The sequence below is a fragment of the Alphaproteobacteria bacterium PA2 genome (assembly GCA_002256425.1).
GTDB lineage: Bacteria > Pseudomonadota > Alphaproteobacteria > Caulobacterales > Caulobacteraceae > Phenylobacterium.
In genome coordinates this window covers 708,903-734,428 of record NKIZ01000001.1, presented here as the reverse complement: position 1 = coordinate 734,428, position 25,526 = coordinate 708,903, and the positions used below count along the sequence as shown (strand labels likewise).

General features: G+C 63.9%; 23 protein-coding genes. 5 read left to right on the top strand and 18 right to left on the bottom strand.

Features of this window, described 5'->3' with window-relative positions:
• Positions 1-5 precede the first annotated feature (5 nt).
• Positions 6-1,745, top strand: coding sequence for an acyl-CoA dehydrogenase (locus CFE28_03670; GenBank protein OYU69177.1), 1,740 nt, complete (start codon positions 6-8; stop codon positions 1,743-1,745).
• Between the two features lie 61 nt (positions 1,746-1,806).
• Entirely contained in the window at positions 1,807-2,493 is a 687-nt protein-coding gene (locus tag CFE28_03665) for a hypothetical protein (GenBank protein OYU69176.1), read from the top strand.
• Here CFE28_03665 and CFE28_03660 read toward each other — a convergent pair.
• Together CFE28_03660 and CFE28_03655 are read right to left on the bottom strand one after the other, a co-directional pair.
• Complete coding sequence (locus tag CFE28_03660) at positions 2,490-3,671, bottom strand: amidohydrolase (GenBank protein OYU69175.1); 1,182 nt, start codon at positions 3,669-3,671, stop codon at positions 2,490-2,492. The genes CFE28_03665 and CFE28_03660 overlap by 4 nt on opposite strands.
• A gap of 101 nt (positions 3,672-3,772) precedes the next feature.
• On the bottom strand, positions 3,773-4,255 hold the full coding sequence (locus CFE28_03655; GenBank protein ID OYU69174.1) for a peroxiredoxin: 483 nt from the start codon (positions 4,253-4,255) through the stop codon (positions 3,773-3,775).
• Between the two features lie 121 nt (positions 4,256-4,376).
• Between CFE28_03655 and CFE28_03650 the strand changes: the two genes are divergently transcribed.
• On the top strand, positions 4,377-4,949 hold the full coding sequence (locus CFE28_03650) for a hypothetical protein (GenBank protein OYU69173.1): 573 nt from the start codon (positions 4,377-4,379) through the stop codon (positions 4,947-4,949).
• Between the two features lie 106 nt (positions 4,950-5,055).
• On the opposite strand, the gene CFE28_03645 is transcribed toward CFE28_03650, so the two are convergent.
• From CFE28_03645 to coxB, 12 genes are all read right to left on the bottom strand, one after another.
• Positions 5,056-6,714: a GGDEF-domain containing protein gene (locus CFE28_03645; protein ID OYU69172.1), complete on the bottom strand. Its 1,659-nt coding sequence runs from the start codon at positions 6,712-6,714 to the stop codon at positions 5,056-5,058.
• Between the two features lie 32 nt (positions 6,715-6,746).
• Positions 6,747-7,358, bottom strand: a complete 612-nt coding sequence (locus tag CFE28_03640; GenBank protein ID OYU69171.1) for a 30S ribosomal protein S5 alanine N-acetyltransferase — start codon at positions 7,356-7,358, stop codon at positions 6,747-6,749.
• A 45-nt stretch (positions 7,359-7,403) separates the two neighbouring features.
• Positions 7,404-8,699: a peptidase M16 gene (locus CFE28_03635; GenBank protein OYU69170.1), complete on the bottom strand. Its 1,296-nt coding sequence runs from the start codon at positions 8,697-8,699 to the stop codon at positions 7,404-7,406.
• Entirely contained in the window at positions 8,674-10,065 is a 1,392-nt protein-coding gene (locus tag CFE28_03630) for a threonine synthase (protein ID OYU69169.1), read from the bottom strand. Before CFE28_03630 ends, CFE28_03635 begins: the two co-directional genes overlap by 26 nt.
• Positions 10,065-10,793 (bottom strand): Surfeit locus 1 family protein, encoded by a 729-nt coding sequence (locus CFE28_03625; GenBank protein OYU69168.1) that lies wholly within the window; start codon positions 10,791-10,793, stop codon positions 10,065-10,067. The genes CFE28_03630 and CFE28_03625 overlap by 1 nt, the downstream gene beginning before the upstream one ends.
• Positions 10,783-11,142: a hypothetical protein gene (locus CFE28_03620; protein ID OYU69167.1), complete on the bottom strand. Its 360-nt coding sequence runs from the start codon at positions 11,140-11,142 to the stop codon at positions 10,783-10,785. Before CFE28_03620 ends, CFE28_03625 begins: the two co-directional genes overlap by 11 nt.
• Positions 11,143-11,149: 7 nt before the next feature.
• Positions 11,150-12,031, bottom strand: coding sequence for a cytochrome c oxidase subunit 3 (locus CFE28_03615; GenBank protein ID OYU69166.1), 882 nt, complete (start codon positions 12,029-12,031; stop codon positions 11,150-11,152).
• Positions 12,032-12,103: 72 nt separating this feature from the next.
• Entirely contained in the window at positions 12,104-12,667 is a 564-nt protein-coding gene (locus tag CFE28_03610) for a cytochrome c oxidase assembly protein (GenBank protein ID OYU69165.1), read from the bottom strand.
• 40 nt (positions 12,668-12,707) lie between these two features.
• Positions 12,708-12,860: a hypothetical protein gene (locus CFE28_03605; GenBank protein ID OYU69164.1), complete on the bottom strand. Its 153-nt coding sequence runs from the start codon at positions 12,858-12,860 to the stop codon at positions 12,708-12,710.
• Positions 12,857-13,837 carry a protoheme IX farnesyltransferase gene (locus CFE28_03600; protein ID OYU69163.1) on the bottom strand — a complete coding sequence of 327 codons (981 nt, stop codon included), beginning with the start codon at positions 13,835-13,837 and terminating at the stop codon, positions 12,857-12,859. The genes CFE28_03605 and CFE28_03600 overlap by 4 nt, the downstream gene beginning before the upstream one ends.
• Positions 13,838-13,915: 78 nt before the next feature.
• Positions 13,916-15,565, bottom strand: a complete 1,650-nt coding sequence (gene ctaD, locus CFE28_03595) for a cytochrome c oxidase subunit I (GenBank protein ID OYU69162.1) — start codon at positions 15,563-15,565, stop codon at positions 13,916-13,918.
• Positions 15,566-15,582: 17 nt separating this feature from the next.
• Positions 15,583-16,569, bottom strand: a complete 987-nt coding sequence (coxB, locus tag CFE28_03590) for a cytochrome c oxidase subunit II (GenBank protein ID OYU69161.1) — start codon at positions 16,567-16,569, stop codon at positions 15,583-15,585.
• A 280-nt stretch (positions 16,570-16,849) separates the two neighbouring features.
• Between coxB and CFE28_03585 the strand changes: the two genes are divergently transcribed.
• Together CFE28_03585 and CFE28_03580 are read left to right on the top strand one after the other, a co-directional pair.
• On the top strand, positions 16,850-18,280 hold the full coding sequence (locus CFE28_03585; protein ID OYU71536.1) for a metalloprotease TldD: 1,431 nt from the start codon (positions 16,850-16,852) through the stop codon (positions 18,278-18,280).
• Positions 18,281-18,496: 216 nt separating this feature from the next.
• The gene (locus CFE28_03580) at positions 18,497-20,506 is read left to right on the top strand and encodes a TonB-dependent receptor (protein ID OYU69160.1); all 2,010 of its coding nucleotides are present in this window, start codon (positions 18,497-18,499) and stop codon (positions 20,504-20,506) included.
• A gap of 35 nt (positions 20,507-20,541) precedes the next feature.
• On the opposite strand, the gene CFE28_03575 is transcribed toward CFE28_03580, so the two are convergent.
• From CFE28_03575 to CFE28_03560, 4 genes are all read right to left on the bottom strand, one after another.
• On the bottom strand, positions 20,542-22,416 hold the full coding sequence (locus CFE28_03575; protein OYU69159.1) for an MFS transporter: 1,875 nt from the start codon (positions 22,414-22,416) through the stop codon (positions 20,542-20,544).
• 121 nt (positions 22,417-22,537) lie between these two features.
• The gene (locus CFE28_03570) at positions 22,538-23,896 is read right to left on the bottom strand and encodes a glutamate--cysteine ligase (GenBank protein ID OYU69158.1); all 1,359 of its coding nucleotides are present in this window, start codon (positions 23,894-23,896) and stop codon (positions 22,538-22,540) included.
• Between the two features lie 169 nt (positions 23,897-24,065).
• Positions 24,066-24,806: a 16S rRNA (uracil(1498)-N(3))-methyltransferase gene (locus CFE28_03565; protein OYU69157.1), complete on the bottom strand. Its 741-nt coding sequence runs from the start codon at positions 24,804-24,806 to the stop codon at positions 24,066-24,068.
• 45 nt (positions 24,807-24,851) lie between these two features.
• On the bottom strand, positions 24,852-25,496 hold the full coding sequence (locus CFE28_03560; protein ID OYU69156.1) for a threonine transporter RhtB: 645 nt from the start codon (positions 25,494-25,496) through the stop codon (positions 24,852-24,854).
• Positions 25,497-25,526 lie beyond the last annotated feature (30 nt).

Below are 25,526 nucleotides of genomic sequence, written 5' to 3'. Positions count from 1 at the left end.
GTCCCATGACCTATCGCGCGCCGCTTCGCAGCCTCGCCCTGGCTATGCAGACTGCTGGCCATCCGGCCCTGATCGGCCAGGCATTTGCCGACCTGGATCAGGAGACGGTTTCCGCCGTCCTGGAATCGGCGGGCGCCTTTGCGGAGAACGAACTGGCCCCCCTGAACCGTCAGGGGGACAAGGTCGGCGCACGGTATGAGAACGGCAAGGTCACAGCGGCGCCTGGCTTCGCCGAGGCCTATCAGGCCTTTGTCGCCCAGGGCTGGAACTCCCTGTCCGCGGATCCGGAATTCGGCGGCCAGGGCCTGACCAAGGCCATGGAGCTGGCGGTCTTTGAAATGGTCCACGCCGCCAATATGGCCTTCGGCCTCTGCCCCATGCTGACCCAGGGCGCCATCGAAGCCCTGGCCCTGCACGGCACAGAGAAGCAGAAGCGCCTCGTCCTGCCCAAGCTGGTCAGCGGCGAATGGACAGGCACCATGAACCTGACCGAACCCCAGGCCGGTACGGACCTGGCCTCGGTCACCACCCGGGCCGAGCCGGACGGCAAGGGCGGGTACAGGATCTATGGCCAGAAGATCTTCATCACCTGGGGCGACCACGATGCGGCGGAGAATATCTGCCATCTGGTTCTGGCCCGGACACCGGACGCACCGCCTGGCGTGAAGGGTATTTCGCTCTTCCTGGCCAGCAAGAAACTCATCGACGACGAGGGGCGCGTCGGTTCACTCAATGACCTTCGCCCAGGCTCCATCGAACACAAGCTGGGCATTCACGGCTCGCCGACCTGCGTCATGCTGTTCGAGGGCGCCCAGGCCGAGCTGGTGGGCGAACTGAACAGCGGCATTGCCCACATGTTCGTCATGATGAACGCCGCACGCCTGCAGGTGGGTGTCCAGGGCGTCGCAATCGCCGAGCGGGCCTATCAGCAGGCCCTCGCCTTCGCCCAGGAGCGCAAGCAGGGCCGGACCGCCTGGGGCGGCGAAACCATTTACGGGCACCCGGACATCCGCCGCATGCTGACCCTGATGCGGGCCAGGATCGAGGCGGCCAGGGCCATCTGCCTGACCACCGGCGTCCAGTCTGATCTGGCCCGCTTGGCCCCGACGGAAGCCGAGCGCAACGCGGCCAGGGCGCGGCAGGAGCTCCTGACCCCGATCGCCAAGGCCTGGTCCACGGACATGGGTGTCGAAGTGGCGTCCATGGGTGTTCAGATCCATGGGGGCATGGGCTTCATTGAGGAAACGGGCGCCGCCCAGCACTATCGCGACGCCCGCATTGCGCCGATCTATGAAGGCACAAATGGCATCCAGGCCATTGACCTTGCCGGCCGCAAGCTGGGCATGCGCGATGGCGGAGTCATGCTGGACATCTGCAGCGAGATTTCCACCACGGTCTCGGCCCTGAAGACTTCGCCCGGGCTGGATGGGGTCGCAAACCGGCTGGAAGCCGCTCTGGGCGCCCTTGAGCGGGCGACGCACTGGATGCTGGCGCACAAGGGCCCGGACGCCCTCAGCGGCGCGACAGCCTATCTGAAGCTGGCCGGGGACGTGATTGGCGGCGACATGCTGGCGCGACAGGCCCTGGCGACAGCGACCGGCGATGACGACTGGTCCCGGTCCAAGGGCGCTCTGGCCCGCATATATGCATCCCAGGTTCTGACTCTCGCTTCGGGTCTGGCGGACGCCGTGACCGAAGGCGGGGCGGATCTGGAGTCCCTCAGCGCAGAGATCCTCGCCGACTGATCGGCGTAACCATTGCAGCGGCGCGCCGTAGTCAGGAGCAGAACCTGAAACGGACGCCGCCATGCGCCTTGCATCCCTGCTGCTGCTGACCATCGCCCTTGCGACCCCGGTCCATGCTGAAACCGAACGCCTGACCGTCGTCGAGCTGTTCACAAGCCAGGGCTGCTCCTCCTGCCCGCCGGCCAACGCCAATCTCACAAAACTTGCTGACAGGCCTGGTGTCCTGGCCCTGAGCTTCGGGGTCACCTACTGGGATGATCTGGGCTGGAAGGACACCTTCGCGGACAAGGCCTACACCCAGCGACAGTGGGAGTATGCCCGGGGCCTCAGGCACGACAACGTCTTCACCCCCCAGGTGGTGATCAATGGCCGGAAGGACGATGTGGGGGTTTCCCTGTCGAAACTTGACCTGCTGATGAAGCTGACGCCGGGGCCTGTTTCGGGCTCAGCGATCAGACTGACCGACGCTTCCGTATCGCTCAATTCCGCCAACTCCCCCGGCAAGCCGGCCCAGGTCTGGCTTGTGCGCTATGATCCGCGGATCGTGCAGGTCCCGGTCCGCAGGGGCGAGAATACTGGCCGGACCCTCCCGCATCGCAATGTTGTGCGGGCACTGGTCAAGCTCGGAGACTATACGGGCCAGGCCGTATCCTATCGCCTTCCCGCCTCAGGGGATCAGGCGCTCAGAACGGCCGTCCTGGTCCAGTCCGGACCGGGAGGCGCCATCATAGCCGCGGCAAGAAACTAGGCCGCCACGAGCCCCGGAAGGTCCCGAAGGGCCGGATCGAGCCCCGCGCCCATCAGGTCGATGAAATTGTCCCGGTAGAACCTGCGGCGTGTGGCCTCCGGACATCCCGCCAGGGCGTCATTGAAGCGCTTGAGCGGATTGCGGCCACCCTCCACATGGGGGAAGTCCGACGAGAACAGGCAGACCTCCTCGCCGCTGTTTGCAATGATCCAGGCGGTGTCCTCGTGGGGATAGGGCGTCACCCGGAACTGTCGGCGGATGATCTCGCTGGGTTTGGCCGAAAGGCGCTGCAGCCGCTCTTCCTTGCCAAAGGCCGCCACGCCCGAATCCAGGAAGCGCATCAGACTTGGCAGCCAGGAGGCCCCAAGCTCTATGGCGCCGAATTTCAGGTTGGGGAACCGGTCAAAGACCCCGTCAATCACCAGGGCCGACAGGGTCTGCCAGATGGACACAGGAATGGTCATGAAGCTGAGGGAGGTGAAGTTCTCGGCGCCGCCGTGGAAATCCAGCACCTGGGGCAGGCCGTTGTTGAAATAGTCCCGGTGCATTTTTTCTTCGCCGCCCACATGGAACAGGATCGGCAGGCCGGCCTCCTGGACCAGGGCCCAGAGGGGATCCAGATCCACATGGCTTGGGGAGTGACCTGGCGGGCAGCGGGAGGGGATGATCAGGCCCTTGCAGCCCATCTCGATGGCCTCGCGGGCGATGGCCGGCGCCCTGGCCATGTCAACCAGGGGAACATAGCCCGTTGCCAGCAGGCGCCGGTCGACCGAGCAGTAGTCCGTCATCATCCGGTTGTGGGCGCGGGCCGCCTCGACAGCCAGATCGACTTCCCCGGCCTCTTCCAGACCGTAATTGCCAAGGGCAGCTGTAGTGAAGACCAGCTGGCTGGCAAAGCCCAGCAGGTCCAGGGCCCGGGGGCGGTCACGGTTCCGGAAGGCGCCGAGGGCCTGATAGTTCTTGCGGAGCAGGAGGTTGGCTTCGTCGCCGGCCCGGAATTCAGGGTCGTCGTGCAGATCACGGGCCTTCTGGGCCCAGTCCGTCACATACCTGGCTTCCTGGGTCTTCTGCCGGAAGCTGTCCCGGAAGCCGGGGTCCAGATAGCCGTCAATCGTGCCCGGCAATTCCATGACATGCGAGTCCGCGTCATGGATGGTCTGACCTTCAACATAGGCCATGGTCTTCGCCTCCCGATCCTGTTGGAGGCAGTTCGGACCTGAATTGCGGGTCCGTCAAGAGTGGGGCCGGCCCGGACGAACCCGGACCGGCCGCCAGAGACCTAGAGTTGGGGCAGCATGTAGTCGGCGGAAGAGACCTTGAACTCGCCGGCTTCCTCGACATTCAGGGACTTCACGACGCCATCATCAACCACCATGGAATAGCGCTGCGAGCGCAGGCCCAGGCCGAACTTGGAGCCATCCATGTCCAGACCCACGGCCTTGGTGAAGTCGCCGGCCGGGTCAGCAATCATGGTGATGGTGTCCAGCACGCCCTGGTTTTCACCCCAGGCCTTCATGACGAAGGCGTCGTTGACGGACAGGCAGACGATGGAGTCGACGCCCTTGGCCTTGATCTCCGGGGCATGCTCCTTGAAGCCCGGGACGTGCTTGGCCGAGCAGGTCGGGGTGAAGGCGCCAGGGACGGCGAAAAAGGCGACCTTCTTGCCGGCGAAGATTTCGTCGGTGGTCATCGGGCGCGGACCTTCTGCGGTCCCGGCGATGAAATTGGCGGCGGGCAGTTTATCTCCGACCTTGATGGCCATGCGAGCGTCTCCATTTTGGGATGATGTTGACCTCATCAAATAGCGACGAACCCCGAGGTCGCAATAACCAAGTTTCACGCTGAGTCTTGAATCTGCCGCCAAGGGGGCCAATTCTGGCGCCATGGAAACGGTCGACTCTCTCACGGGGAAGATGCTGATCGCCATGCCCGGCATTGGTGATCCACGCTTCGAGCGATCGCTTCTCTACATCTGCGCCCATGACCGCGAACACGCCATGGCCCTCTGCGTCAACAATCCGGTGGAGAGCCTGACCATCCGGGACCTCTTGAGGCGGCTGGATGTCGGGACAGAAGACTCGGCCTCGACCGACCTGGTCCTGATTGGTGGTCCGGTCGAGCATGAGCGGGGATTTGTCCTGCATTCCGACGACTATGCCGCCAGCGACGGGGCGACCCTTTCCATCATCGACGGACTGGCCCTGACAGCATCCCGTGAGGCCCTGGAAGTGTTGTCAGGCAAGCGAACGCCTCCGAGGCGCAGCGCCCTGGCCCTGGGCTATGCCGGGTGGGGCGAGGGACAGCTGGAGCGGGAAATCCGCAGGAATGTCTGGCTGACCTGCGACGCCGACGAGGATCTGATTTTCGAAACCGACCATGCCGGTAAGTGGAGCAAGGCCCTGGCCGGGCTGGGGATTGATCCTCGGCTGCTGAGCGCCGAGACCGGCGAAGCCTAGAGCCTCATCCCTTGAGACGGAAACCGTCCCAAGGGATAGGGCTCAAATTCAAAAACCTGGAGCATGTTTTGATCCGATAACCGGTTCCCACTTATCGGAACATGCTCTAGCCGCGAGCCTTTACCGGCGCCGCGCCGTCCACATAACTCTCATTGAGATAGACCTCGGCTTCTTGTGGCGAGAGGGCTGGTCCATAACCGAAGCCCTGGCCGTAGTCACAGCCGACAGACAAGAGCAGCCGGGCCATCTGGGCGTTCTCGACCCCTTCGGCCACCACTTCGAGGGAGAGATCCTGGCCAAGCTTGACCACGGAAGAGACGATCTTGGCCGAGCCTTCATTGGTGGCCATGGTCCGCACGAAGTACCGGTCGATCTTCAGGGTGTCGAAGGGCAGGCGGGTCAGATAGCTGAGGGACGAGAACCCGGTGCCGAAATCGTCCAGGGCGATGGCGGCGCCAGCCGTGCGGAGGTCGCCGAGGATGAGCGCCGCCTGATCAGGGTCGCGCATGACGTCGCCTTCCGTGACCTCGAGCTTCAGGGCGCCGGGGGGCAGGCCGGTTTCGCGACGGATGCGCAGGACATCGGCCACCAGATCCTTGCGCTCAAGTTCGCCGGTGGAAAGATTCACCGCCACGGTCATGTCGCCTGCTGCCCTGTGGTCCCGTCTCCACGTGGCCAGTTGCTTGGCGGCCTCCCGCATCATCATGGCGCCCAGATCATTCATCAGCCCCATTTCCTCGCAATGGGGGAGGAACTGATCTGGCATGACAAGACCCAGCCTCGGGTGTCGCCAGCGGACCAGGGCTTCGAAGCCTGAGAGCGCGCCGGTCGAGAGGCGGACAATCGGCTGGTAGTAAGGGCAGAGCTCTCCCCGTCCCAGGGCGCCCTTGAGGTCGGCCTCCATGGCGAGACGGCTCAGCCCGTCGCTTTCCATGGTGCGACCATAGGCGGCCGCCCCGCCCCGGCCCGAGCCCTTGGCGGCCTCGACGGCCAGCTCGGCCCGACGCAGCAGCTCGGCGGCCTCAGGCGCGTCTTCGCCGCCTTCGACCTCTACGGCGCCGATGGAAAGGGTCGGATGAATGTCAAAGCCTGCAATCCGAAGGGGCATTTCCAGGGCGGTGCGCAGGATGGTCGACGTTGAAAGGGATCCTTTTGGCGCAAGCACGGCATACTCGTCCTCGCCGATACGCGCCGTCAGCACAGCCTGGGGAAAGGCTGATGACAAGCGCGATCCAAGGGCCGCCAACACCAGATCGGCCCGCTCATGTCCCAGCGCGTCATTGAGTCGCCGAAGGCGGTCCAGATCGGCCACCACCAGATCATGCCGGCCGGGTGCAGCAAGCCGCTGACGCGCCAGTGTGATGAAGCTGCGTCGATCCATCAGGCCGGTGAGCGGGTCGTGGGTGATTTCGGCTGTGCTCGCCACCGGGCTGATCACACCCGCCGCCCGCACGCCATCTTCAAGCCAGACACCGCGCCAGAGGCAGTTGATCCCGCCCCGCATCCGGAATCTCAAGGCGATTTCCTCGCCGGGAGCCCGGGTGGTCAGCAGGTCCTCGGCAAGGGCGCGATCCTGTGGATAGGCCAGGGCGCGAAGGGCCGCGGAGCCGCACTGGGGCGCCAGGGGGCCCAGGCCCAGGGGCCTGACGCTGCCTGTGACTGACAGTCGATCCTCCAGGGGCTCCCATAGCCACAGGGCGATCTCGGCCGCCCCCAGGGCTTCCAGCGTCGTCGTCGCATCCCAGGTTTTGCGGTCGCTGGCCATACGCTCCAGAGGTGGGAGGCCAAGCGCCTCGCCTAAACGGAAATTCCGAAATCCGGGGTGTCCTGGCTCCGAAGCGGAGACACGAGTCCGAACAGGACATGGTCTCGCCAAACGCCGTTAATTTTCAGATAAGCCTTGGCCTCGCCTTCCTCGGTAAACCCGGCCTGGGCGAGGAGCCGGCGGGATGGTGCGTTCTGTGGAACGCAGGCCGCCTCGAGCCGGTGCAGGCCAAGTCGGCGAAAGGCGAACAGGGTCAGGGCCCGGACTGCACCAAGGGTCTGGCCCTGTCGCGCGAACGGCTTGCCGCACCAGTAGCCCACCGTCCCCATCTGGGCGACGCCACGACGGATGTTGGACAGGGTGATGCCGCCCGTCAGAACGTCATCCTTCTGCCGGAAGACGAAAAAGGAATAGGCAGAGCCCGTTTCCCGGTCCCTCTGATAGGCGGCCAGCCGCCTGCGGAAGGCTGCACGGGTCAGATCGTCCTGCGCCCAGGTCGGCTCCCAGGGTTGCAGGAAGTCCCTGGACTGGGACCGCAGGTCACGCCAGGCGGCGAAGTCAGAGCTTCTCGGAGGCCGCAGATAGACCCCTTCTCCGTCCACCCGGAGGCCGGTCTCCACCGCAATCCAGTCCAGCAACGCCATGGGGTCAGCCTCGCCGGTTTTGCGCGCAGGTCAAGCCAAACGCCGTCAGTGGGCGAAGATGGCGCGACGAAAGGCCTCAGCTGCCTTGTGCGCCGTCTTTGGTCCCAACACGCTGGTGGCGACCTTGCCAGGGCGGGTCAGCCCGGCGCCTACCCTGTGAAGGTCTTCGGCAGTGACCCTGTCCACGTCCTCGGTGATCTCTGTGGTCGTCAGCAGGCGGTCGAACAACAGGACCTGACCTGCCGCCTGCTCAGCCCGGGCCTGGGGCGACTCCCTGGCCATGAACAGGCCTGCCTTGAGCTGGGCCTTGGCGCGCGAGAGTTCCGCGGGCGTCACGCCCTGGGCCAGGTTGAGGATCTGCTGTGCGGCGACTTCCGCCAGTTTCGCCGCATCCTTTGCTGCGCACCCGGCGAAGATTCCCAGCACGCCCTGCTCTGCATAGGTCTCGGCGAAGGCGTCCACCGCATAGGCGAGGCCAAGTTTTTCCCGCGCCTCCTGAAAAAGGCGGGAGGACATGCCGCCGCCCAGTATCTCGGCGAACAGGCGCAAGGCGAAATAGTCTGGATCGGCGACGCCGACACTTGGCAACATGAAGACCAGATTGGCCTGTTCCAGGCTCTTGGCTTCAGCCCGCACGCCGCCGGTGAATTCCGCAGGATGAAAGTCTGTGGAGCTGCCGGGCGCCATGGCGCCGAAGTCCCGTTCCGCCAGGGCCAGGATCTCGTCTTCGTCCACTGCCCCGCTGGCGGCGAAGATCAGTTTGTCCGGAGCATAGAGGTTGGCGCGCCAGGCTTCGAGGCTTTCCGGCGTCGCGGGTGCTATTGACTGGTCGGTGCCCAGGATGGATCGGCCAAGGGGTTGCCCTTCATAGGCGGCGGCCTGGGCCAGTTCGAAGACCTGATCGTCAGGTGTGTCGACCGCTTCAGCAATCTCCTGGCCGACGACCTGCTTCTCGCGAACCAGATCTGCAGGGTCGAGACGTGGGCGCAGGATCAGATCGGCCAGGACCGCCGACCCCAGGTCCAGGCCTCCGCTCAGGGCGCGGATCTGGAAGCTGGTGCGCTCATAACCGGTAGCGGCGTTGATGTGACCGCCCTGGCTCTCGATGGATTCCACGATGTCCCGGGCGCTTCGATCGCCAGCCCCCTTGAAGACCATATGCTCCAGCAGGTGTGACCAGCCTGACCGGGCAGCATCCTCGTGGCGCGCGCCACGGCCGGCGACGACGGACAGGGCCACCGTCTCCAGGCCCGGGACAGGATCACAGATGACCCGGACGCCATTGCTGAGGGTATGAAGGCTGGCCAAGACCGGGCTAGGCGCCGGCGAAGTCGAGGACATAGGCCTTAACGGCCTCGATATCGGCCGGCAGGTGATCAAAACGTTCGGCCTTGCCCGCCAGACCCCGGGCCTTGCGCGGAACCTCTGGCGCCTCACCAATGACTTCGGAAACCGCCTCCGGGAACTTGGCGGGCGAGGCTGTCGCCAGGATCACGACGGGGGCGTCAGAATTGCGTGTCCGGTGGAAGGCGCAGACCGCCACAGCTGTGTGGGGATCGATGATCTCTCCGGTCTCGTTATAGGTCGCCAGTATGGTCCGGCTGGTTTCACCCTCACTGACCATCATGCCCTGGAAGGTCTCGCGCATATGGGCCAGGGCCTGGGGTGGAATGTCGATGACGCCGGTTTCAATGAAGGAGGCAAAGGCCCGGCCGGTCTCGATTCCGTTGCGCTGGACGCCTTCAAAATAAAGGCGCTCGAAATTGGAAGCCGACTGGATGTCCATGGCCGGCGACTGGGTGGCCTGGACCGTTCCACGGGTATAACGACCGGTCTGGAAGGCCCGGGCCAGAATGTCGTTGGCGTTGGTGGCGACGATGATTGTGGAGATGGGCAGGCCCATGGTCTTGGCCACATAGCCGGCAAAGCCGTCGCCAAAGTTTCCGGAGGGCACGCTGAAGGCCACGGGGCGGTGGGGGGCGCCGAGGGCGACAGCGGTGGTGAAGTAGTAGACGCTCTGGGCGACAATCCGGGCGAAGTTGATGGAGTTGACCGCCGAAAGGCCGACAGACTGCTTCAGCCCGTCATCGGACAGGGCGAGTTTCAGAATGGCCTGACAGTCGTCGAACGTGCCATCGACCGCCACGCAGCGGACATTGGACTCTGTGGCCGTGGTCATGAACCGGCGCTGGACTTCAGAGATCCGGCCGTCGGGGAACATGGCGACGATCCGGGTATTTGCACGACCGCGGAAGGCCTCGACCGCCGCCCCGCCGGTATCCCCGGAGGTGGCGCAGAGAATGGTCTGGGTGCGGTTGCTGAGGGCGAGCACATGGTCCGAAAGACGGGCCAGCAGCTGCATGGCCACGTCCTTGAAGGCGAGGCTTGGCCCATGGAACAGTTCAGCGATGAAGCCGCCGGCTGCAATCTGGGTCAGGGGCACGACCGCCGGGTGGGTGAAGGTGGCGTAGGCCTCCTCGCACATGTCGCTGAGGGCCTGTCGGGGGATCTCATCACCCACAAACCTGGCCAGAACCTCGGTCGCCACGTGGGCGTAGGGTTTGCCGGCGAAGGCTGCGATCTCGGCCTTGGTGAAGGTTGGCCAGGTCTCTGGCACATAAAGGCCGCCATCGGGCGCAAGTCCGGCCAGGACGGCATCAACAAAGCCGACCTTCGGCGAAGCTCCCCGCGTCGAGATATAGCGCATCACCCTCTCGCCTTCTTCCAGAGGACGGCGGCATAGACGCCGGCCAAAGCGGCTGCAAGGCCGAACCAGGTCAGGGCGTATTCAAGATGCCGATTGGAGATCTCGGCGGGCAGCGGCGCCGGGTTGAGCGCCTTCCACTCCGGGTTGGTCGAGGTCTCGGCCATGAGAAACAGCGGGGCCGGCCTGGTGACACCAAGGGCCTGGGCCATGGCCGCGACATTGCGGGAATACCAGTGGTTTGCGGCCACCTCGTTGGGCGGCGTCACAAAGGTCGCCCTATCCGGAATACGCAGCACGCCGACGACGTGAAAGGGCGTCCGGTCTGAGGGATCGACGACCGGTCGGGCAGAGTCCGTGTCGGCGACAAAGCCCCGATCGACCAGTATGCTGTCCGCATTGGAGCTGCTGATCCGGCAGGCCGAGATAATCCGCACGCCGGCGCCGGACTCCCGCACGGAAAAGAGCTCCAGATAGCTGGCCCGGGACAGGCCGGGGCATTCCACCTCCACCCTGGTGAAGTCGGCAAGAGGGCCCTTGGCCAGCGCCAAGTCGAGGGGTTGGGGGGGCGCCGCCTGCAGGGCGACCACACGGGCGAGGAGGTCTTCCTTCCAGGCCAGTCGCTTGAGCTGCCAGGCGCCCAGTCCGATCAGGATCACCAGGCTGATGATGGTCGCAAGGGTCAGTCCGATCGGGAGGCGGAATCTGACGGGAGGGGACTCACTCGCCATGCCGGGATTCAGACGCCTTGTTGGTGAACTGTGCAGCCAGCATCAGGCCCTTGAAGGGGCGCAGGAGGCCGAGGCAGATGATCAGGGTCATGGGCAGCCAGACCACCAGATGCACCCAGACCGGCGGGTGATAGGCGACCTCTGTGAACAGGGCGGCGAAGGCCACCAGGAAGCCACCGATCAGAATGACGAAAACGGCGGGTCCGTCCCCGGAGTCCGCCCTGGCCAGATCGTATCCGCAGGATTCGCAGGTCGGGGAGACCTTGAGGAACCCCTCGAACAAGGGGCCCTCACCGCAATTTGGACAATGGCCGGTCGCGCCCGCCAGATAGGGGTTGTGACCGGCCATCAGGCCGCTACTTCGCCGCCGCGCCGAACACGACGTAGATGAAGGCGAAGAGGAAGAGCCAGACCACGTCAACGAAGTGCCAGTACCAGGCGGCCGCTTCGAAGCCGAAATGCTTCTTGGCCGTGAACCCGCCGCCCATGAGGCGCGCCAGGCAAACCGCCAGGAAGATGGTGCCGATCAGAACGTGGAAGCCGTGGAAGCCGGTGGCCATGAAGAAGGTCGAACCATAAAGGCCCGAATTCTCGGCGCCCTCGCCGCCAAAGAAGTACTTGTGTTCCAGGATGTGATGGTACTCGTAAGCCTGGATCGAGGTGAACAGCACGCCCAGGGCGATGGTCAGGGCCAGGGCGATCTTGGCGCCGCGGCGATCATCCTGCTGAAGGGCATGGTGCGCCCAGGTCACGGTGGTCCCGGACAGGAGCAGGGTCAGGGTATTGACCAGGGGAAGGTTCCAGGCCGGAACGGTTTCGATGCCCTTGGGCGGCCAGGAGGCCCATGCCGTGCGGACTTCCTCAATGGCCGAGGCTGCACCGGCGCGGTGGCCGTGGAACAGGGCCATTTCGAAGAACATCCAGAACCAGGCCACGAAGAACATCACTTCGGAAGCGATGAACATGATCATGCCGTAGCGAAGGCCGATGGAAACCACAGGCGTATGGTCGCCCTGGTTGGCCTCGATGGTCACATCGCGCCACCAGGCGGCCATGGTGAAGAGAACGCCGGCGAGGCCCAGGAAGAAAACAAGGGAGTCATGCTTGGGAAGGCCGAACAGGCCCTTCATCCAGATCACCCCGCCGATGGCCATCACCGTTGCGGCCGCTGAGCCCACCAGGGGCCAAGGGCTGGGATTGACCAGATGGTAGTCGTGTTTGACGTCGCCCGCAGACATGTTCGTCCTTACCCCTCTCGAATCTCAGGTGCGCGGGTCCGGCAAAGGTCGCGCTAGGTCTTTCAATAGTCGCTATAGCCCCGCTTTTGGGGTTCCGCCAAGGGCAGAAGGTGTCTTCTGCCCCTCTGTTGAGGCCTGTTTCGACGCAACAGCGGGATAGAAGGTGTACGACAGGGTCACATCGCGCTTGTTCCGCGTGTCGACGTCGGTCGCAAACTTGGGGTCCACAAAGTAGACCACCGGAAATTCAATGGTCTGGCCCGGGGCAAGCGTCTGATCGGAAAAGCAAAAGCATTCCAGCTTCTGGAAATACCCGCCAGCCTGCTCCGGCACGACATTATAGACGGCATGCCCGGTGACCGGTGTCTTGGCGTTGTTGGTGACCTTGAAATAGGCCAGTCCCGTCTCGCCGATTTTTACGGTCTGTGAGGTCTGCTCCGACGTGAAGGTCCACGGCAGATCGTGAATGTTTGTGTCGAACCGAATCAGGAGGGTCTTGTCCAGGGCCGTCTTGGGAGCAACCTCGGCGCGACGCGGAGTGCCGTCGAACCCTGTCGCCTGGCAGAAGGCCTTGTAGAGCGGGACGGAAGCGTAAGCTGCGCCGACCATGCCCACAAAGGCCAGGCTGCAGATCATTGCGAGCCGGCGATTGCGGTCCGCCGGGGGCTTCTCAGGCCTAGAGGGGGCGTTCAAGGACGTTCCCCTGCAGTCGGGTGACAGTGACAACAAAAACGATGACGACAAACAGGGCCAGACCAATGGCCAGGGCGATGTTTCGTCCACGGCGGGCCTTGGCTTCCAGTTCGTTTTCTCGGGCGGGATCGCTCATCCGATGACTCCTGGGGCGACGAACGGCGAAACTCCCAGAACGTGTTCGGTCAGGAGGGTCGCAAAAAGCAATGTAAGATAGAGAATTGAAAATGCGAACAGGTTGCGGGCGTCCTTCGCCGCCGCCTTCACGTCGTACAGTCCATCGTCCTGGCGCGGATCGGCCGCGTCGCCGGCGCGACTGCGGAAGACCCTCCAGGCCAGCAGAAGGAAGACGGCGCCGCCAATCGCCGCGACCGCAAGATAGGCCTTGCCCCCAAGGCCAGTGAAGGCCGGGACCAGACAAAGCGGAGTAAAGAGCAGGCTGTAGATCAGGATCTGCTTGCGGGTGGAAGCTGCGCCCGCCGTGACCGGCATCATGGGCACGCCGGCCTTTTCATAGTCTTCGCTGGTATAGAGGGACAGGGCCCAGAAGTGGGGCGGGGTCCACATGAAGATGATGGCGCAGAGCAGCCAGGCGTTGAGCGGGGTTGTTCCCGTCGCCGCCGCCCAGCCGATCACCGGCGGGAGGGCGCCCGCCAGACCGCCAATGACGATGTTCTGCGGCGTCGAGCGCTTCAGCCACATGGTGTAGACCACGGCATAGAAGAAGATGGTGAAGGCCAGAAGGCCCGCCGCCAGCCAGTTGACGGTCATGCCCAGCAGCATCACCGAGAACAGGGACAGGATGACTCCCAGGGCAAGGGCGTCGGATCCCTGGACACGCCCGGCCGGAACCGGTCGGCCCCTTGTGCGGCGCATCTTGGCGTCGATATCGGCGTCGTACCACATGTTCAGGGCGGCCGAGGCGCCAGCGCCGACGGCGATACAAAGTATCGAGACCGTCGCCAGGATCGGATTGATCGGGTGGTTGGAGCAGACCAGGCCGGTAATGGCCGTGAAGATCACCAGGGACATGACCCGTGGCTTCATCAGCATCACGAAATCCTGCCAGCGGGCTGGAAGGGCGGAGGGATTGAGGGTGGCGGGCATCGCCATGGGTCTACTCTTAAAATGCGAAGGGCGCGCGCCGGAAATTCCAGCCCGCGCCCTTCATGTCGTTCAGCTCAGCAGGACCTAGTGTGAGTCCGGCTTGATTACAGGCAGTTCGCTGAACTGGTGGAAAGGCGGCGGAGAGGACAGGGTCCATTCCAGCGTCGTAGCGCCCTCGCCCCAGGGATTCGCCTCGGCCTTGCGGCGGCGAACCGCGGCCTCGATGAGGAGGACCAGGAACACGGCCACACCGGCGACCGTCACCACATAACCCACGGAAGAGACATGGTTCCACTGGGCGAAGGCGGCGGGATAGTCGACATAGCGGCGGGGCATGCCCTGCAGGCCAAGGAAGTGCTGCGGGAAGAAGATCAGGTTCACGCCGACAAACGTGATCCAGAAGTGCGCAACCGCGAGGAACTCGTTGTACTTCACGCCCCAGATCTTCTCGAACCAGTAGTAGAAGCCCGCGAAGATGGCGAAGACCGCGCCGAGGCTGAGCACGTAGTGGAAGTGCGCAACCACATAATAGGTGTCATGCAGGCTGTAATCGATGCCGGCATTGGCCAGGACCACGCCGGTGACGCCGCCCACGGTGAACAGGAAGATGAAGCCCATCGCCCAGAGCATGGGCGCCTTGAAGTCGATGGAGCCGCCCCACATGGTGGCGATCCAGGAGAAGATCTTCACCCCTGTCGGGACCGCAATGACCATGGTCGCAGCCACGAAGTAGGCGCGCAGGTTGATGCTCATGCCGACCGTGTACATGTGGTGAGCCCACACGACGAAGCCGACGAAGCCGATGGCCACCATGGCGTAGGCCATGGCGAGGTAGCCGAAGACGGGCTTCTTCGAGAAGGTCGACACGATCTGGCTGATGATGCCGAAGCCAGGCAGGATCAGGATGTAGACCTCGGGGTGGCCGAAGAACCAGAACAGATGCTGGTACATGACGGGGTCGCCGCCGCCGGCCGGATCGAAGAAGTGGGTGTTAAAGTTACGATCGGTCAGCAGCATGGTGATGGCGCCCGCCAAAACCGGCAGGGACAGCAACAGCAGGAATACGGTGACCAGGATTGACCACACGAACAACGGCATGCGGTGCAGGGTCATGCCTGGCGCACGCATGTTGAAGATCGTGGTGATGAAGTTGATGGCGCCGAGGATTGAACTGGCGCCGGCAAGGTGGACGGAGAAGATCGCCAGATCCATCGCCGGTCCGGTATGACCTGACGTCGAGAGTGGCGGATAGAGGGTCCAGCCACCACCAAATCCGCGACCTGGGCCGCCGTCAACGAACAGGGACATGCAAAGCAGGACCCAGGCAGCCATCAGCAGCCAGAACGAGATGTTGTTCATCCGTGGGAAGGCCATGTCCGGCGCGCCGATCATCAGCGGAACGAACCAGTTGCCGAACCCGCCGATCATGGCGGGCATGACCATGAAGAAGATCATGATCAGGGCGTGGGCTGTGACCACGGCATTATAGCCATGGGCTGACTGCTCAACCAGGCCGAGGAGGCTGACCGCCGAGCCTGGTCCGAAAATCTGGACGCCTGGCTCAGCCAGCTCCCAGCGGATCAGGCCGGAAAGGGCGCCGCCCACCAGGCCCGCCATGATGGCGAACAGGAGGTAGAGGGTGCCGATATCCTTGTGATTGGTCGACAGGAACCAGCGGGTGAAGAACCCGGGCTTGTGGTCGTCGTGTGCGTCATGAGCGGCGGCGTGGGCCATCGAACTCTATCCTAAGATCATTTCGCGGCCGGCGCCGGAGCGGGCGCAGGCGAGGGAGGGGTGGCGGCGGCCGGACCGGCGGCGACAGGCGCGACGGCTGCGGCGGGAACGGCGGCGACTTCGGCAGCCGGAGCCGGTGTGGCTGCGCCCGTGGTCGCAGCAGCAGCCGGTGCAGCAGTCTGGGTCGAACCGCCCTTGGAGGCGACCCAGGCGTCAAATTCGGCCTGAGGCAGCACGCGGACTTCGATGGGCATGTAGGCGTGCTGGATGCCGCAGAGTTCGCGGCAATTGCCGTAATAGACGCCCGGACGGTCGACCTTGAACCAGACGTGGTTGACGCGACCGGGAACGGCGTCAGCGATGACACCGAAGCTCGGCACGGCAAAGGCGTGGATCACGTCTGCGCCGGTCACGAGGACCTGCACAACCTTGCCGGCGGGAACCACCAGAGGCTCGGTGGCGGCCAGAAGATAGGGAACGTTCTTCTTCTTGGCTTCGTCTTCCGGCAGCACGTTGGAAACGTACTCGCTGATCTTCTGGTCGGGATACTCGTAACCCCAGTACCACTGATAGCCCGTCGCCTTCACCGTCAGATCCGGCTTGGGCATGTCGTTATAGGCGAAGAGCAGCTTGAACGAGAAAATGGCGATGAACATCAGGATCAGGACCGGGACCACGGTCCAGACCACTTCGATCATGGTGTTGTGAGTGAACTTGGCCGGAACCGGGTTCGCTTTCTTGTTGTAGCGAATGCAGATCCAGATCAGCAGGCCCAGAACGAACAGGGTGATGACCGTAATGATCGGCATCAGGATGTCGTTGTGGAAGAAGATCGCATCGTTCCTCAGCGGCGTCACGCCCGGCTGAAGATCGATTGCTCCCGGTGTCGGCTCGCCGATACTGTCCGGCGTTTGCGCCAGGGCGGCGACGCCCCAAAGCGCTGTCATTGCGCCCGCAGCGGCTCCTGCCAACCACGCCCGCATACCTTGAAACCTCGACGTCATGTCCCCTCGGTCTGCTTGTCTAGTCGACGGACGAAAATGCGCCGCGCCGGATCGACGAAATAGGGTCGCCCCCCATCTTGTGGAGCAGCCCCTTCCATGGCGTCCATACGCGCTGAAATCCAGCTTGCCAAGGCGCTAGAGAGGCCTTTCCCGCCCTCACCCTGCGTGAACACCACAGGAATGGCCAAAAGCACGGGCCCCAAAGCCGGTAAGGGATGACGGAGGCGAAGCGAACCCCTATTTGAAGACAGGCCTTTTCCGCTGCTCCATGGGTTTTTCGATGAATGCACTCTCCCCCGCCCCGTCGATCCTGGAAGCCGCCGGTGTTTCGGTAGACAGGGCCCATGCCATTCTGAACGACGCCCTCAAGGGTGCAGATGACGGCGAATTGTTTATCGAGCGGTCCGAGAGCGAGTCCTTCCTGTTCGATGATGGTCGTCTGAAGTCGGCGTCCTATGATTCGTCGGAGGGCTTTGGCCTCAGGGTCGTGGCCGGGGAAACCGCCGGTTATTCGCATTCCAGCGAAATCACCGAAGCGGCCCTGCGGCGGGCTGCAGACTCATCGGCCCTGGCCAAGCGGGGTTACAGCGGTTCCGCCGACCAGTCCCCCAGAGCCACCAACACACGTCTTTATGGAGAGGACGACCCGACGGCCTCGCCGGCCTTTTCGGACAAGGTCGCCCTCCTCCAGGAAATCGACGCCTGGTGCCGGGCGCGGGACCCCCGTGTGGTGCAGGTCATGGCGTCCCTGTCCGGGGAGCGCCGGACGGTGGAAATCCTGCGGGCCGACGGCCGCCTGATTCGCGATGTCCGCCCCCTGGCCAGGATCAATGTCCAGCTGACCGTCGAACGGGAGGGACGCCGCGAGACCGCCTTCGCCGGCGCCGGCGGCCGCGCCGGCTTCGAGGCCTGGATCAGCCCGGACCGCTGGCAGGAGCAGGCCGAGGAGGCCCTGCGCCAGGCCCTGGTGAATCTGGACGCCATTTCCTGCCCTGCCGGCGAGATGGATGTGGTCCTCGGCGCCGGATGGAATGGCGTACTGCTGCATGAAGCTGTGGGTCACGGCCTCGAGGGCGACTTCAACCGCAAGGGCACGTCGGCCTTTTCGGGGCGGATCGGCGAGCGGGTGGCGGCCAAGGGCGTCACTGTATTTGACGACGGATCCCTTCCCGGACGCCGCGGCTCCCTGACCGTGGATGACGAAGGCACGCCCACCGAGCGCACGGTCCTGATCGAGGATGGCATTCTGGTGGGCTATATGCACGACCGGATGAGCGCGCGGCTGATGGGCCTGGAGGCTACCGGCAACGGCCGCCGGCAATCCTATGCCCACATGCCCATGCCCCGCATGACCAATACGGCCATGGACAACGGAACCACCCCCCGGGCCGAGATGATCGAAGCCACGAAGAAGGGTCTCTATTGCGCCAATTTCGGCGGCGGTCAGGTGGACATCACCAACGGCAAGTTCGTCTTCCAGTGCACCGAGGCCTATCTGATCGAGGACGGCAGGATCACTGCGCCGGTCAAGGGCGCCACCCTGATCGGCGATGGGCCCTCCGCCCTGACCAGGGTAACCATGATCGGCGATGACTTCGACTTTGACCCGGGCGTCGGTGTCTGCGGCAAGTCGGGTCAGAGCGTCCCGGTGGGCGTTGGCCAGCCCTCGCTGAAGATCACCGGCCTGACCGTCGGCGGCACCAGCGTCTAGTGCGCGTTCCATTTAGACGGAACCGGCTAAATGGTAAAACTGCGCACAAACTCCAAGGATTGGAGCATGATTGCATCCGATAACGGGTTCCCACTTATCGGATCATGCTCCAGGGGCAACCTGTCCAAACTTTAATGCACCTTACGGGCATTTAATTGGCCTTCCGGAGCGGTTCAGGGCTCGGTGTCCCATCACCGCCCCTGAGGACAGTTCAGCATGAGCCTTTTCTACGCCCTGACCCAGGCTGTCATCGCCTCCACCCCAGAGGCGGCCGCAAGCCAGGGCGTGATCGCCTATCCGCCGGCGTTTTTCGCTGCGGCGCGCCCGGCCAATGCCCGTGAAATGCTCGATCGCGTCCCCGGCTTTGTTTTCAACGGCGGAGACGGAGTCCGCGGATATGAAGGCGCGGCGGGAAATGTCCTGATTGACGGGCAAAGACCTGCGTCCAAATCCGACAACCTTGAAGACATCCTCCGGAGAATGCCCGCTGCAAAGGTCGAGCGGATTGACCTGATCCGCGGCGGCGCGCCTGGCATCGACATGCAGGGCAAGGCGGTGATCGCCAACATCATACTCAAGGCCGACAGCGGAACCCATGGCCTGTTCGCCGTAGCCAACAATTTCTACCCAAGTGACGGTCGCTTCGCCCCGGCCTCCCGCCTTGAAGGTTCAGGCGGATCCAACGGTAGGAACTGGGAACTGGGCCTGTTCGTCGGCAGCTTCATTGATGACGGGTCCGGTGATGGGCCCCGGATCAGGCTCAGCCCGACGGGGGTCCCGCTGATCCGGTCCAAGGTCCAGTCCGAGGCCGGTGGCGATGACTACCACGTTACCGGCGCCTACGAGATGCCCCTGGCAGGGGGAAAGCTGAAGCTGACCGGCCGTATGCAGCGGCAGTTCTGGGATTATGACGAGACCAATCGGGCGACCTTTCCCAATGGCGACCTGAACCGCTCCCATCAGGGCTTTGCCTCCGATGAAGGAGAGTTTGGCCTGCGCTATACCCGCCAGCTTTCCGGCGCCACAAACCTCGAACTGGTTGGCCTGCAGAGGACTGAGGACGAAAAGTTTGACGCCATCAGTCGTGGCCCAAGAGGCATGGACGACTTCCGACAGGCTTCTGATACCCGGGAGACCATTGGCCGGGCCGTCGTGAAGACCACCCGCAGTCCAAAACTGTCCCTGGAGTTTGGCGGCGAGAATGTCCTCAACACCCTGGAAAACCGCCTGACCTTCGCCGCCAACGGGGTGGCCATTCCCATTCCGGGCGGAAACGTTCAGGTCGAGGAAAAGCGCTACGAGCTGTTTGGCAAGGCGGTCTGGCGGCCCCTGCCCCATTGGACGGTCGAGGGCGGGCTTCGGCACGAAGGCTCGCAGATCTCGGCCCGGGGCGAGGTCAATCTCAAAAAGACCCTGTCCTTCGACAAGCCGCGGATCGCCCTCACCTGGGCCCCGAACGCAGCGACGCAGGTGCGCGTCAATTTCGAGCGGTCTGTAGGCCAGCTGGACTTTGGCGACTTCACCGCTGGATCCTCACAGAATTCAGGTCTGGTGACCGCCGGGAATCCTGACCTTTCGCCAGAGCAGGCCTGGGTCAGCGAAGCCACTCTGGAGCAGAGGTTCCTGAAGACTGGCTCGCTTTCGGTCACCCTTCGGCACTCGGCCCTGACCGACGTCATCGACCGGGCGCCGATCTTTACCGCCACCGAAGCCTTCGATTCTCCTGCCAATATCGGCGACGGGACCAAGGACGAACTGGCCCTGGAACTGACCTTGCCATTCGAGCGGATCGGCATGAAGGGCGCACAGCTGCGGGGATCCAGCACCTGGCGGCGGTCGGAGGTCACGGACCCGACTACTGGCGCCAAGCGCGAGATTTCAGGTCTGCGGCCCCTGGAATGGGACGCCGAATTCAGCTGGGATCTGCCGCAGTACAAGCTGAACTGGGGCGTGGAGATCAACGGCGCCTGGCGGGAGACCGACTACAAGCTGGACGAGATCGAGATCAGGAAGCTGAAGACCTATGTCCAGCCCTATATCGAGTGGAAGCCCAGGCCCGATCTCAGCGTCCGTGGCGAATGGTCCAATGCGACGGCCCGCGGCTTCCGCAATACGCGGTATGTCTATGCCGGGCCTCGCAGCCGCAGCGGCCTGGCCTATGTAGACGACCGGGATATCCAGTTCGGCCAGATGTACTATTTCCGCATCCGCAAGACCTTCGGATAAGGGGGGCGAAGACCGCCCCCCTTATCCAGTAAGGCCTAGGCTTTGGGGCCTTCTTCCGCGGTCTCCGGAACCACATTGGCCCAGGACCTGGTGACGAAGCTGAGGGCGATGAAGCCGACGCCGATGGCGATACCCGCCATGCCCAGGAGATTGAACACGTGAATAGAGGCCGCCAGGGCTGCGCCGGGGTCGAGCACCTGACCGCCGACCACCTCGGTGCCCGCCATGCCGGCGATGGCGCCGCCGACATACTGGGCGACGGATGACGCCAGGAACCAGACCGCCATCATGAAGGACACCACGGTCGGCATGGCCAGTTTGGTGATCTGCGACAGGCCCACCGGCGAGAGGAAAAGCTCGCCTGTGGTGTGAAGCATGTAGAGCAGGGCCAGAAGGATCAGGGGCATCTTGAAGGCCGCATCCTGCAGGCCAGCGCCCCACACCACTACCATGAAGCCAAGGCCTACCTGGATCAGGCCCAGGCCAAACTTGAGGGTCGGGTTGGGGTCCATGCCACGGGCGCCCAGCCAGGTCCACATGGCCGCGAAGATCGGCGCAAACAGCAGGATGAAGCCGGCGTTGAAGCTCTGGGTCTGGGCTGCGCCCATGCCGGTGTCGATCCAGAAGCCGGCGGGATTGATTCCCGCCGCCTCCAGCTGAGCCCGGCTGCCATAGGGTATGCCCAGGAAGTTCCCGGCAGAGCTGGTGATGGACAGGTCGACATTGGTGGAAGCGAACAGGTTGAGCGATGTGCCAGCCTGTTCGAACAGGGTGAAGAAGACCACCGCGCCCAGGACCAGGATCACAGCCAGGAACATGCGCTGACGCTCCTGCCAGGTCGTGCAGACCTTGGCGATGATGTAGATGATGAAGGCGGCCGAAGCGACGATCGAGGCGGCCAGAGCATTGCCCACCAGATCATTGCGCGGCACCAGCAGCCAGATCACGCCGACACCAGCGACACCCAGCAGGTAGATCAGCCATTCGCGGTTGAGCGGCCCGATATAGGGGGCGGCCAGCTGTTCCGGATTGGGGGGCTCGCCCTTCCCCTCAAGCATGGGTTTGCCCACCATGAAGGCGATCCAGCCCAGGGCCATGCCGATGCCAGCAGCGCCGAAGCCAGCCCACCAGCCCACATACTGACCCAGCATGCCGCAGATGATGGCCGCCCAGAAGGCGCCCAGATTGACGCCGTAATAGTAGAGGGTGAAGCCGGCGTCCCGACGGGGATCGCCCTGGGGATAGAGTTGGCCGACAATGGCCGAAATGTTGGGCTTCAGGAAACCGACGCCCATGATGATCAGGGACACCGCCAGATAGAAGGCGTTGACGCCACTCTTGTCCTGCTGGACCTTCATTTCATAGGAGCCATCGGCCAGGACGGAAGGCAGGGGTGCGCCGGCCGGCAGATCCTTGATTTCCAGGCCGCCGGTCTTGGCCGGGCCGAACTCATAGGGCTTGCCGCCGACCATCAACCGGGCGTTCAGATCCTCCATCCGGCCCTTCGACGTCACCTCATAGGTCTGACCGGCATAGGTCAGGGTCTGGGTGGCGGGCTTGCCCTCATAGGCCATGGTCAGGTGACCGGCCACCAGCAGCAGGGCGCCGAAGGCGACGGCCTTGCGCATGCCCAGCCAGCGGTCCGCCAGCATGCCGCCCAGCAGGGGCAGCAGATAGACCAGGGAGGTATAGGAGCCGTACTGCGAGCTTGCCGCCTTCTGGTCAAACAGCAGGTGCTGGGTGAGATAGAAAACCAGCAGGCCGCGCATGCCGTAATAGGAGAACCGCTCCCACATTTCGGCGAAGAAAAGGATCAGCAAGCCCCTGGGATGGGTCTTGCGCAGCTGATTGTAGACCGGAATGCCGGTGGCCAGGGTGATGACGATCCCGACCAGAAAAACGAGGTTCATAGGGGAGAGTTCCGCAAGTGAAGCCGGCGCGTGGACATGACCTGCCCGCCGCGAGATGGACGCAGATGATCATGCCGCGCGTCGACTAGCAAGGCGGGGCGCTGTGGGTCGAGCTTGTGGCCTAGTAGGCGAAGGCGTCGAAGACCGGGGTCACGTCGCCCTGCCAGGGGCCGTTGTACAGCTCCAGCAGGCGATCAGCCGGAGTCATGCCGCTGTCGGAGATTTCTTCCAGCTCGGCCAGGTATCCGGTCTCGTCGACCATGCCGCCGCTCAGGCGATTGCGGTTCTTCAGGCCCGACTTGGCGATGGCCACCATGTCCTTTGCGATATCCTGGACCGTCCGCCCGCCAATCTGGGCCTTCATGCCCAGACGGGACACGTCGGCGCGCAGGCGCTCGTGATCCTCAAGGGGCCAGTCCTTGCAGAGATCCCAGGCGGCAGCTAGGGCCTGACTGTCATAGAAGATGCCGGTCCAGAGGGCCGGCAGGGCGCACAGGCGGCTCCAGGGGCCGGAGTCCGACCCGCGCATTTCCAGATACTGCTTCAGCCGCACTTCCGGGAAGGCCGTGGTGGAGTGGTCGGCGAAGTCCTTCATGGTCGCCCGGTCGCCGGGCATTTCAGCCAGGGTTCCGGCCATGAACTGGCGGAAGGACTTACCCGACAGGTCCACATACTGGTCGTTGCGCTTGGCGAAATACATGGGCACGTCCAGCAGGTACTGGGCGTAGGTCTCGAAGTTGAAACCGTCCCTGAAGACGAAATCCAGCATGCCTGTCCGGTTAGGATCGGTGTCGGTCCAGATGTTGGCCCGCTTGGTCAGGAAGCCGGAAGGCTTGCCTTCGACGAAGGGAGAATTGGCGAACAGGGCCGTGCCGATGGGCTGCAGGGCCAGGCTGGTGCGGAACTTGGCCACCATGTCGGCTTCCGAGCCATAGTCCAGATTGGCCTGCACCGTGCAGGTGCGGAACATCATGTCGAGGCCGAGATTGCCAACCTTGGGCATGTATTCCCGCATGATCTTGTAGCGACCCTTGGGCATGACCGGAATCTGGTCCCGCCGCCAGTTGGGCGTGAAGCCGAGGCCCAGAAAGCCCAGACCCAGCTCATCGGCCACGGTCTTGACCTCGTTCAGGTGGTCGCCGGTCTCCGCGCAGATGTCGTGCATGGTCTCCAGCGGCGCGCCGGAAAGCTCGAACTGGCCGCCGGGCTCGAGGCTGACATTGGCCATACCGCGCTCGAGGCCGATGATTGTCTCGCCCTCATAGACGCCAGACCAGCCAAACCGCTTCAACCCCTCCAGCAGGGCCTTGATGCCGTTGGGGCCGTCATAGGCCACCGTATCGTGGGACCCCAGGCGGAAGACGAACTTCTCGTGCTCGGCCCCCACGCGCCAGCGGTCCGCAGGCTTGGAGCCCTTTTCGAACCAGGCCAGCAGGTCCTGCATGGTCAGGGGGCGGTCGTCGACCTCGGTACCGGCCATGTTTTTCTCCCCAACCCCGTCTTAATCCAGAATGCTTTCGGACTGTGATCCGTTCCGCGCCGATGATCTTTACGCTGTTCACACAGGTGGGCGCAAATCCAGAAACCTCAAGTGAGGGGCGCCGGGACAGATTCGACTCCCTCATAATCCGGTTCTGACGTCAGGATTGTTACATCACCAAAGGCCAGTCACCGAGCCGCGACTGCCAGAGCGTCATGGCGCTTATGGCCGCAGTGTCGGCTCGAAGTATGCGCGGCCCCAGGCTGACCGGCACAGTAAAAGGCAAGGCGCGCAGGCGGGCCCTCTCCGACGGCGAAAATCCGCCTTCAGGCCCAATGAGAATGGCCCATGGCCCGGACGACTGGCCAGCCAGGACATCCGACGCCATGCCGGCGTCGCCCGCCTCATCACAGAACAGCAGCTTCCGGCCTTGGGGCCAGGTCTTGTCCCAGTCGGCCAGAACCTTGTCGAGCTTTGCGGTCGCCCTGATCCCGGGCGTATCCAGCCGACCGGTCTGTTCCGCCGCCTCATTGGCGATCAGGCGAAGCCGGTCCTCCCGCGCCCGTTCAACACTGGCCCGCTCGGTCACCACCGGCCAGACCTCGGCCGCGCCCAGTTCCGAGGCCTTCTCCACCACCGTCTCCAGCCGACCCCGCTTGATCAGGGCGATCAGCAGGATGAGGTCCGGGGTTGGGGTCTGGGGTCGGGTCTGGCTCCTGGTCCGCAGAATGACAAACCGCTTGCCCACCTGCTCGATGGCGCACTGCCACTCGCCGTCGGCCCCGTTGAAAACCAGCACCTCATCGCCGACCCCCTTGCGCATGACCTGGGTAAGATAGCGGCTCTGGCCATCATCCAGCGGCAAGGCGAAATCTGCGCTGAGCGGCGAAGTTACGAGAAGGCGGATCATGGGGACAGACTAGCCGGGCCGGGTTCGGGTTCCAACCGGGGTTGGCTATGGAAGTGTCGGCCGGCCGGTTTCCCAGGCCAGCCACCCAGCCAGGACCAGCAGGCATCCGGCCATCAGTCCCTGAAGCCAGGTATGACCCCTGGCTTCAGGTTTGGCGAAATGGTGGGCCCGGTCGCCCAGCATCACCAGGCTGGAATGGATCACCAGGCTGATGGCCAGGTGGATCAGACCCAGGTTCAGGACCTGCCAGCCCAGGCGGCCCAGGCCTGGATTGGTGAAGCCCGGCAATAGGGCGGTGTAGAGGATCAGTATCTTGGGATTGAGCAGGTTGGTGGTCAGGCCCCTGACAAAGAGACCCTTCCCTTCGGGTTCCCCAGCTTCAGACGTGGGCACGCTGGTCACCCGCCAGGATTCCCAGGCAAGCCAGACCAGATATCCGACACCCGCCCACCTGAGGCCGTCATAGAGCAGGGGCGCTGAGATGATGGCCTGGCCCAGGCCCGCGACGGCCAGCAGCATGTAGACGCTGAGCCCCAAAGTGACGCCGGCGACCGTGACGAAACCCGCCCTTCGACCCCACCGGGTGGAAACCAGGGTCAGATAGGCCATGTTCGGTCCAGGCGTCAGTTCCGCCAGGGCCACCGCAGCCACGAAGCCAGGCAGACGCGCGAGATCCAGGGGGAAGGTCATGGGGACTCAATTCGAGGCAGGTTCGAGCGT